Annotated in this window: 7 protein-coding genes and 1 pseudogene; 6 read left to right on the top strand and 2 right to left on the bottom strand. The window is 57.8% G+C overall.

Going from position 1 to position 9,619, the window contains the following annotated elements; genetic code table 11:
* The coding region (locus tag RQI28_RS14200) for a transposase (protein WP_311223903.1) at window positions 1-90 on the bottom strand (90 nt) is incomplete at its 3' end.
* A 270-nt stretch (window positions 91-360) separates the two neighbouring features.
* On the opposite strand from RQI28_RS14200, the gene RQI28_RS14195 reads away from it, so the two are divergent.
* The 4 genes from RQI28_RS14195 to RQI28_RS14180 all read left to right on the top strand — a co-directional run bounded on the left by RQI28_RS14195 (window position 361) and on the right by RQI28_RS14180 (window position 4,673).
* Window positions 361-945: a GbsR/MarR family transcriptional regulator gene (locus RQI28_RS14195; RefSeq protein ID WP_311223834.1), complete on the top strand. Its 585-nt coding sequence runs from the start codon at window positions 361-363 to the stop codon at window positions 943-945.
* A gap of 1 nt (window position 946) precedes the next feature.
* Window positions 947-2,308, top strand: a complete 1,362-nt coding sequence (locus RQI28_RS14190; RefSeq protein ID WP_311223835.1) for a cytochrome ubiquinol oxidase subunit I — start codon at window positions 947-949, stop codon at window positions 2,306-2,308.
* Window positions 2,309-2,316: 8 nt separating this feature from the next.
* Complete coding sequence (locus RQI28_RS14185) at window positions 2,317-3,330, top strand: cytochrome d ubiquinol oxidase subunit II (protein WP_311223836.1); 1,014 nt, start codon at window positions 2,317-2,319, stop codon at window positions 3,328-3,330.
* A 737-nt stretch (window positions 3,331-4,067) separates the two neighbouring features.
* Window positions 4,068-4,673: an SCO family protein gene (locus RQI28_RS14180; RefSeq protein ID WP_311223837.1), complete on the top strand. Its 606-nt coding sequence runs from the start codon at window positions 4,068-4,070 to the stop codon at window positions 4,671-4,673.
* A gap of 244 nt (window positions 4,674-4,917) precedes the next feature.
* On the opposite strand, the pseudogene RQI28_RS14175 reads toward RQI28_RS14180, so the two are convergent.
* Window positions 4,918-5,238, bottom strand: a pseudogene (locus RQI28_RS14175) (transposase); the annotation flags it as partial.
* A 310-nt stretch (window positions 5,239-5,548) separates the two neighbouring features.
* Here RQI28_RS14175 and glgB point away from each other — a divergent pair.
* Both glgB and RQI28_RS14165 read left to right on the top strand, forming a co-directional pair.
* Window positions 5,549-7,480: a 1,4-alpha-glucan branching protein GlgB gene (gene glgB, locus RQI28_RS14170; protein ID WP_404976938.1), complete on the top strand. Its 1,932-nt coding sequence runs from the start codon at window positions 5,549-5,551 to the stop codon at window positions 7,478-7,480.
* A complete protein-coding gene (locus RQI28_RS14165; protein WP_311223839.1) occupies window positions 7,464-9,614 on the top strand; it encodes an alpha-1,4-glucan--maltose-1-phosphate maltosyltransferase in 2,151 nt (716 codons plus the stop codon). The genes glgB and RQI28_RS14165 overlap by 17 nt, the downstream gene beginning before the upstream one ends.
* Window positions 9,615-9,619 lie beyond the last annotated feature (5 nt).

The raw sequence follows: 9,619 nt of genomic DNA, 5'->3' as shown, positions 1-9,619 counted from the left end.
GGCCGACACATCGGCCACCTTGTAGCCTCGTTCGGCGATCTGCTTGACCGCTTCGGTCTTGAATTCCTCGGGGTATCTCTGCTTGCTCATGGCACCTCCTATTGGGCCTCAGGTTTGAGGCTCAGAGGTGTCTAGAAAACCCGGGGCGATTCACAGAGAGCGGGCCTTTACCAGGGAAATTTGACGGTATTCGATCACATCTGTACCGCGGAACGCGTGAAGGCATGCACAACCCGCCAGTTAGTTGGGCATGCTTTGATTGGAAACCACTATGGGCCCACAGGCTCTAAACCAACAAGATCGGTCTACTATATTTTCAGTAATTACTGAACTTTTAGCAATTTTAAGACACAATGCGATATGACCTACGTCAAACACCTTCCACCTTTGAACCGCCAGTTTGTTGCTCACTTTGGCGAAATGGGTAGTCGCTGGGGCATCAACCGCACCGTCGGCCAGATGTACGCGCTCATCTTTCTTTCCTCTCATCCGCTCAATGCGGACGAAATCGCGGAGACGTTAGAGTTCTCCCGATCTAACGTCAGCATGGGGCTCAAGGAACTACAGGCTTGGCGTCTGGTGAAGCTAAGCCACCAGCCAGGGGACAGGCGGGAGTACTTTGAAGCGCCGAAGGACATCTGGGAAATCTTCCGAGTTCTAGCCGAGGAGCGACGCAGGCGCGAAATCGAACCGACGCTGTCTATGCTGCGAATGGCGTTGCTAGAGCGCCCGGGTTCCGACGAGGAGCGCCATGCGCAGGAGCGGATGCGAGAGATGCACGAGCTTATTGACCGGCTCATGAACTGGTTCGACGAAGTGCAGCGTTTAGCACCGGAAACTGCCATCCAGCTGATGGGTATGGGGACTGCCGTCACCCGCGTTCTTGAGCTGAAGGATCGGCTGACTGGTAAAGGGGGATCGACAGGCAAGGACAAGGCTGCCTGAAATGGACACTTTCACGCTTTCCAGGGTGCAGTTCGCTGCCAACATCAGCTTTCACATACTCTTTCCCACCATCACCATTGCGTTGTGCTGGTTCCTAGTGTTCTTTCGTCTACGACACCGTGCGACAAATGACACGCCTGCCGCCGCGGGATGGGAGCAGGCGTATTACTTCTGGACCAAGGTGTTTGCGTTGACGTTTGCGCTTGGTGTGGTGTCCGGCATCACCATGAGTTTTCAGTTCGGCACCAACTGGCCCGGTTTTATGGAACAGGTTGGGAACATTGCCGGGCCTCTTTTAGGTTATGAGGTGCTCACTGCATTTTTCCTGGAAGCATCGTTTTTAGGAATCATGCTGTTCGGCCGGGGCCGCGTCTCTGACCGAGTGCATCTGATTGCCACTCTGATGGTCGCGTTAGGCACGACGCTCTCTGCGTTCTGGATCATCAGTCTCAACTCATGGATGCAAACGCCTGCGGGCTACGAGATTATTGATGGTAAGTTCTATGCCTCGGATTGGCTCGCAATCGTTTTCAATCCATCGTTCCCTTACCGCCTAGGGCACAAACTATTGGCCTCCGCGCTCACAGCAGGATTTCTCATTGCTGGAGTCAGCGCTTGGCAGCTGCTGAAAGGCACCGCCAACGCCGGCACTCGCAGCGCGCTCCGTACTGCCATTACAGCGGTCGCCGTAGCAATCCCTCTGCAGATCTTCATGGGCGACCTGCATGGTCTTAATACGCTTGAGCATCAGCCCGCGAAGATCGCTGCCATAGAAGGGATCTGGCACACAGAAAAGGGCGCGCCGCTCACTCTATTCGGCTTACCAAATGAGAAAGAAGGACGAACAGATTACGCCATCCAGATCCCTAAAGCTGCCAGCCTGATCTTGGCGCATGACATCAATGCGGAACTCAAGGGGCTCAACGAATTTCCGAACGCTCACCCGCCTGTGGCTCCTGTTTTCTGGGGTTTTCGCGTGATGGTTGGTGTAGGGATGCTGATGCTTGTAGTGGCATGGTGGGGAGCATTCGTCCTTTACCGTCGGCGCGGAAGCGATCTAGCCACTGTGCCGCGAATTCTGCTACGCACTCTTGTGGGTATGACGTTCTCCGGTTGGATTGCAACCCTGGCCGGTTGGTACGTGACAGAGATCGGCCGCCAACCCTTCCTTGTATACGGTCTGTTTCGGACCAGTGAGGCAGTGGCGGCGCATCCGCCTGGGATGGTCGCGGGTACTTTAATCGCCTACCTTACCGTGTATGGATTGCTGCTCGTGTCCTATGTGGGCGTAATCAAGTACATGGCGGAACATCCCACCATGACCACTGCTGCTGCACGTCCCCCTGCTCCGCAGGCGATCTGAGAATCAAAATGAATTTGAATTGGGAAACAGCGCTTCCATTGATTTTTATGGCTGTCATGGGTTTAGCTCTGCTCGCCTATGTCGTCCTGGATGGATACGACTTGGGCGTAGGCATCTTGTTGCCATGGGCATCCGACGACGAGAAGGACGTGATGATCTCCAGCATCGGCCCTTTCTGGGATGCCAACGAGACGTGGCTGGTACTGGGGGTCGGGATACTACTCATCTGCTTTCCCAAAGCTCACGGCCTGGTTCTCTCCACCCTCTATCTGCCCGTCGCTGTGATGCTGCTGGGTCTAACGATGCGCGGGGTGGCGTTCGACTTTCGCGTCAAAGCGCGTGACTCGCATAAGGCGACTTGGAACTGGTTGTTCTCTGCCGGCTCTTTTGTCGCAACGCTCGCTCAAGGCTGGATGCTCGGCGCTTACGTGACCGGTTTCAAAGAAGGATCATGGGCTACCCTTTTTGCATGGGGGATTGCTTTCACTCTACCTGCGGCATACGCGATGCTGGGCGTGGGCTGGCTGATCATGAAAACGGAAGGCGACTTGCAAGGGAAGGCCATAGTGTGGGGACGAAAAGTGCTTTGGCCTATGGGTGCTGCGCTCGCAGGCATCTCAATTGCGACGCCGCTTATCAGCCGTACGGTCTCGGAAAAGTGGTTTGTACTGCCCGAATTGTTCGCGCTATTACCAATTCCCCTTGCCTGTGTTGGTTCATTCTTCGCCGTGCGACACGTTCTAAATACACCGCGTGTTGTGCTCGCTGGGTACGGCTGGATTGTCTTTGTAGCGACCGTATTGGTCTTTGTGCTGGCTTTCTTTGGACTGGCTTACAGCATCTACCCGTTTATCGTCATAGATCGACTGACGGTGTGGGAGGCCGCCAGCGCTACCGGATCTCTAGCTGTGATCGGTGTAGGAGTTGCTGTGACCCTGCCCGTGATCGTTGTTTATACGATATTTATGTATAGAGTTTTCTGGGGCAAGGCGAGAGCGCTCACGTACGGTATGCCGGTCTGAGTTCAGCTGAAATCTGCCGCACAGGCTTTCGGGTACTAAAGAACACGAGTTGATCGATGATGTCAGTGCATTCGCTCCCAAGTTCAGCCCTGGTAGGACGGATTTTTCTAGTTTGGTTCATGCTGACCTTAGGCGCAGCTGTGGGATTCCCCATCGTTGCTCCGAAGGCTATGGAAGTGGTGTGCTCAACCCAAGGGGTAGTGAAGCTGATAGCAGTCGACACCGACGAAGATCTCTTAGCTCATCGGACACTTGAATGCCCGGAATGTTTGGCGCAGATGCTTCTCGCCTGTGTTGAGCCCTCAAAGCTAGGCGAGACCACACCTTTTGCTTATGTGCTGCAAAAGGCCTACGTAACGCACATTTCGACCTTGCTAGGGCCCCCACTCCCCGCTCGGGGACCACCTCACGCCAGTTGAGAAGACCTCGCTTCGGCTGCAATAGCGGGTGAAAGTGTCGACTTGGATGGATGAAGCCTTGTTGTCATTAGCGGCATCTGCACTGGCATTGCATGCCGTCTGCCAAGTTAATTTCAAATCTACCTCCCTGCAAATCCTTATTTCGAAGGTTTTGAAAAAATCACACACGATTAATTCCTAGCGCATGGCTTCGCGTGTGATATCGCCGTTGCAATCAGAACCGGTATCCCAGCAGCAACTTTCCACTGTATTGAAGCGCGACACACAGCCCATCGCTAATTAGTCATTTTCTCGTCATCGAGATGAAAGAAAATAATTATGCTCCCCAACCAATATCGTCGTTTGGTTTTGTTTACTGCGGCACCTGCATTCTTATCGCTCGTCGGCTGCAATCCACCATCTCAAAAAAAGTTCAATGGGATTGATTTAGCCGGCGCTCAATATGCCCAACAGTTCTCGTTGCTCGACCCCAACGGAAAGGAAAGAAGTCTGACTGATTTTCATGGGCAAGCTGTATTGATTTTTTTTGGCTTCACGCAATGCCCGGATGTTTGCCCCACTGCACTTACTAGAGCGGCCGAGGTAAGGCGAATGCTAGGCAAGGACGCCAATCGACTTCAAGTTCTGTTTGTGACTCTTGATCCAGAGAGAGATACACCGGAAGTGCTCAAAGCATATACCTCAGCCTTCGATCCTAGTTTCATTGGACTATCGACCTCAACAGCAAAGACAGAAGAGACAGCAAAAGCTTTCAAGATATTCTTTAAGAAGGTTCCAACGGGATCTTCATATACCTTGGATCACTCGACCATCTCGTACTTGTATGACGAAAAAGGAATTTTACGCGTGGCCCTTCAGCATGAAATGAGTGCGGAAGTAGTGGCGGCAGATGTACGCATGGTTCTGAATCTAAAAACAGCTTGAAAAAAATGAGAAATTACCACCAATTCATAATTCTTGGCCTCCTAGTTGCGGCAAATCAGGCCACGCAGAGATTCTCGTGGAGGCGCCATGGGTGCGAGCGACCATTCCGCAACAAAAGCCACTGGAGCATTCATGAATGCTGACAGCGACGAAGGACAGTCGTTTGATATCAGCTTGAATCGCCCCGGGTTCCGCGGAGGCCGTTTGGTTTAAGTCAGGCCGCTACCGCGGCGGTCTGACTGGCGAGTTCAGTAGGCGGTCGAGCTCCGCCTGGGCGAAAAACGCACTGGCCAACTTCAGTATCTCGTTGGCCCGGCGCAGCTCCTTGACCTCGCGCTCCAGTTCCCTTCATCCGCTGCGCCTCGCTGCTCGTGACGCCCTCACGCGCACCGGCATCGACCTGGGCGCGCTTGACCCATTCGTTCAAGGTCTGCGGCACGCAGCCAATCTTCGGGGCGATGGACTCGATGGCTGCCCACAGCGACGGGTACTCCCCACACTGCTCCTGCACCATCCTCACCGTGCGCTCACGCACCTCAGGCGAGAACTTGTTCAATTTGCTCATGGCTCAATCCTCTCAGAGTGTTGAGCCTCCTTGAAACCCGGGGCGATTCAGTACTGTGGCGCCAGACGCTCCCGCGCCGCCTGACTATGTGCACCGAGCAGGATGTTAGACGCGTTCTCCGGCTACTCCCTGTGAGCCGGCTGCGGCCCGGATCTTCCGGCGCACAAACGTCGATGCGATCTTGTCCTACATGGCAAACCGCCCCTTCCGCGCGGCGCGACGACACAGGCTATGCACCAATGGGTTTTCCTCATGGGCGACGCCGCCCCGGTCTTGCGCGGTGGTTGCCTCCGTCTTTCAGGAACCCGCTGTGCCGTCTGCTTCTTCTGCCTTGCTTACACCCCACGATGCCTACCTGATGCGGGAGGGCACTCACTCCAAGCTGTACCAGGCGATGGGTTGTCACGTGCGGCCCGATGGCGACGGGGCGGACTTTGCCGTCTGGGCGCCCAATGCCGCATCCGTGTCGGTCATTGGCGACTGGAACCATTGGAGCCCCGATGCCGACCCACTTTGCCTGCACGGCGACATCAGCGGCGTGTGGGAAGGCCATGTGCCTCATGCTGCACATGGACAAGCCTATAAATACCGCATCGTGTCCCAGCACGGCGCGCGCGTGCTTGAGAAAGCGGATCCATTTGCGGTGTGCTCCGAACTGCCGCCGCGCACGGCATCCAGGGTGTGGTCACTGGATTACGAGTGGAGCGACGCGCAGTGGATGGGCAGCAGAGGGCCACGCAATGCGCTGGATGCGCCGATGTCCATCTACGAGGTACATCCGGGCTCCTGGCGACGCAAGGACGGGGAGTTCCTGAACTACCGCGAGCTGGCCCACGCGCTTGCCGACTACGCGATCTCGCTCGGGTTCACCCACGTGGAGCTGATGCCGATCACTGAGCACCCGTTCTACGGTTCGTGGGGTTACCAGACCACCGGGTATTTCGCGCCGACCTCCCGGTACGGTACTCCGCAAGACTTCATGTACTTCGTCGATCACATGCATCAGCGGGGCGTCGGGGTATTGCTGGACTGGGTGCCCTCGCACTTTCCAGAAGATGCCCACGGTCTGGCCGAGTTCGACGGAACGCATCTGTACGAGCATGCCGATCCCCGCCAGGGCTTCCATCCTGAATGGAATTCGGCCATCTTCAATTACGGGCGACACGAAGTTCGCAGTTTCCTGATCTCTTCAGGCTTGTTCTGGTTGGACAAGTACCACCTGGATGGCCTGCGGGTGGACGCGGTCGCATCGATGCTCTACCTCGACTACGCACGCAAGCAAGGCGAATGGATTCCCAATCGACATGGCGGCCGCGAGAACCTCGAGGCCATCGAATTCATGCGTTTGCTGAACCGGGCCGTCTACCGCGAGCACCCAGACACCGTCAGCATCGCTGAGGAATCCACCGCTTGGCCCATGGTGTCGCGCCCTGTCGAGATGAACGGCCTGGGGTTTGGCATGAAGTGGAACATGGGCTGGATGCACGACACGCTTTCGTACCTGAAGGAAGACCCGATCAATCGCAGGTACCACCATCACAAGCTCACCTTTTCGCTGGTGTACGCATTCAACGAGAACTTCGTGCTTCCGCTTTCCCACGACGAGGTGGTCTACGGCAAAGGCTCATTGATCAACAAGATGCCGGGAGACGAATGGCAGCAGTTCGCCAACTTGCGTGCCATGTTCGGCTTGATGTGGGCACACCCTGGCAAGAAGCTGCTTTTCATGGGCGGCGAGTTCGGCCAAAGGCGTGAGTGGACGCACGAGGGCGAGCTGGAATGGTGGGTGTGCGACAGCCCGCTGCACGGCGGCGTGCAACGCCTCATGCGTGAACTCAACCGTGTGTACCGAGGCGAGCCCGCCCTGCACGAGGTCGATTTTTCGGCCGAAGGCTTCGAATGGATCGAAGCGGACGACGCGCAGCAAAGCGTCATCGCTTTCCTTCGCAAGCCCTCCAGGGAGTCGAGCCAGGCTGGCGCCTCCCCCGTACTGGTGGTGTGCAACCTGACACCGATCCCGCGGGACAACTACCTGGTGGGCGTGCCCACCGCCGGGCGCTGGGAAGAAGTACTGAACAGCGACGCACGTGAATTTGGCGGGGCCGGCTGGGGAAACCTCGGGGGAGCCGACACGACACCCGTGCGATCGCACCACCGCGATCAATCTCTTTGCCTGACGCTGCCGCCTCTGTCCACCCTCATTTTTCGCCTGGAGCCTGCAAGCCATGCCCAAGACACCTGAAGCCCTTCCATCGGCCCGATCAACGCCCGCTAGCCCATTGACCGCCACCGCCAGTACGCAAGTAGCCCAGCGCCGTCCCGAAGCGCCCTGTGGGCTGGACGGTCGCGCCAGAGTGGTGATCGATGCCGTTCTCCCATGCGTGGATGCAGGGCGGTTTCCCGCCAAGCACGTAGCCGGCGAGCCGTTCAAGGTAACAGCGCACTGCTTCACCGACGGACACGACGTACCCCGTGTGATGCTGCAGTGGTGGCAAGACACAGGCGCGGACACTGCGCACCCCGCCGTCCAAGAGATTCCCATGGAGGCACTCGTCAACGACGAGTGGATGGCGCAGTTCACGCCGCCCGCGCCCGGCCTGTACCGCTATACCGTGGTTGCGTGGGTCGATGGCTTCGAATCCTGGCGCCGTGAACTGGAGCGTCGCGTGGACCCGCAGGACATCCGCATCGCAGCCCGAGTGGGAGCCGCAGAGGCAGCGGCAGCGGCTGCTCGCGCCACAGCCAGTGCGGCCTCTGAAGACCAGCAGCTGCTGCAGCGTTGGGCCGTGAGCCTGGAACGTGGTGCGGCCGAATCGACGGATGCCCAGGAGTGCTCGGCCCTGAAAGAGCTGGCGCTTCAGGACGCGGCCACGGCAGCGATGAGGCGGCATCCTGACCGGCGCCTGCAAGTCAAGCACCCGGCAAGCCTTGCGCTGCGTGTGGACCGCACACGGGCGCGCCACAGCACGTGGTATGAGCTGTTTCCAAGGTCCGCGTCGCCCAATCCTGGTGTGCACGGCACGTTCAAGGATGTGGAGGCACTGCTCCCACGCATCGCCGACATGGGTTTCGACGTGGTGTATTTCCCGCCGATTCACCCCATCGGACGCATACAGCGCAAAGGCAAGAACAACGCGCTGACCACCGTGGAAGGCGACGTGGGAAGCCCATGGGCCATTGGCGCCGCCGAAGGCGGCCACAAAGCCATTCTTGCGGAGCTGGGCGATGCGGCTGATTTCCGCCGCCTGGTCCAGAAAGCCGCCGAGCACGGACTGGAAATCGCGCTGGACATCGCATTCCAGTGCGCGCCCGATCACCCCTATGTGGCGGAGCACCCGGACTGGTTCCGCTGGCGTCCAGACGGCACGGTCCAGTACGCAGAAAACCCACCCAAGAAATACCAGGACATCTATCCGTTCAACTTCGAGTGCGACGATTGGCAAGGCCTGTGGGCAGAACTGCGTAGCGTGTTCCTGCACTGGATCGGCGAGGGCGTGCGGATATTCCGGGTCGACAACCCGCACACCAAGGCCTTTCCGTTCTGGGAATGGGTGATCAACGATATCCAACGCGACCATCCGGACGTCATTTTTCTGGCCGAGGCATTCACCCGGCCGAAAGTCATGCATGGGCTGGCCAAACGCGGTTTCAGCCAGTCGTACACCTACTACACCTGGCGCAATTCCAAACAGGAACTGACCGAGTACTTCACTGAACTCAGCCGTTGCTCGGGGCGCGATTACTTCCGTCCGAATGTATGGCCGAACACGCCCGACATTCTTCATGAGCAGCTTCAGGGCGGCGAGCCTGCGGTCTTCATGTCGCGCCTGGTGCTGGCAGCCACGCTGGCTGCGAACTACGGCATCTACGGCCCCGCTTACGAACTGCTGGAACACGTTCCGCGCAGCGCAGGCAGCGAGGAGTATCTGGATTCGGAAAAGTACCAGCTGCGGCATTGGGACCTGGAACGCCCCGGGAACTTGCGCGCGTTCATCTCACGGGTGAACCAAATCCGCAGAGACAACCCTGCGCTGCACGCCGATCACAGCTTGCGCTTCCTTGAGGTGGACAACGACATGTTGATTGCCTATGCCAAGCGTTCGCCCGACGGCCGGAACATGGTGGTCACCGTGGTGAACCTGGACCCCTACAACCCGCAGTCGGGCTGGGTGCACCTGTCGCCCGCCGACATTGCGTTGGCACCGACCGATCCGCCGCCCGCCGACTGGCAGATGCACGACCTGCTAAGCCATCAGCGGTTCATCTGGCAGGGCGACCGTCACTACGTGCTGCTGGACCCACAGCGCTCACCGGCCCACATCTTCACCGTTCGGCGCCGCGTAGGCCAACTGGATAACTTCGATCATTTCGAATAAGCAAA

It is taken from the genome of Acidovorax sp. WCS2018Noco2-16, assembly GCF_031843945.1.
Lineage (GTDB): Bacteria > Pseudomonadota > Gammaproteobacteria > Burkholderiales > Burkholderiaceae_C > Paracidovorax.
This window is presented reverse-complemented; position numbering and strand designations above follow the sequence as displayed.

Coding starts and splice junctions, on each gene's coding strand:
- RQI28_RS14195 (WP_311223834.1), top strand. CDS start 361: ATGACCTACGTCAAACACCTTCCACCTTTGAACCGCCAGTTTGTTGCT.
- RQI28_RS14190 (WP_311223835.1), top strand. CDS start 947: ATGGACACTTTCACGCTTTCCAGGGTGCAGTTCGCTGCCAACATCAGC.
- RQI28_RS14185 (WP_311223836.1), top strand. CDS start 2,317: ATGAATTTGAATTGGGAAACAGCGCTTCCATTGATTTTTATGGCTGTC.
- RQI28_RS14180 (WP_311223837.1), top strand. CDS start 4,068: ATGCTCCCCAACCAATATCGTCGTTTGGTTTTGTTTACTGCGGCACCT.
- RQI28_RS14165 (WP_311223839.1), top strand. CDS start 7,464: ATGCCCAAGACACCTGAAGCCCTTCCATCGGCCCGATCAACGCCCGCT.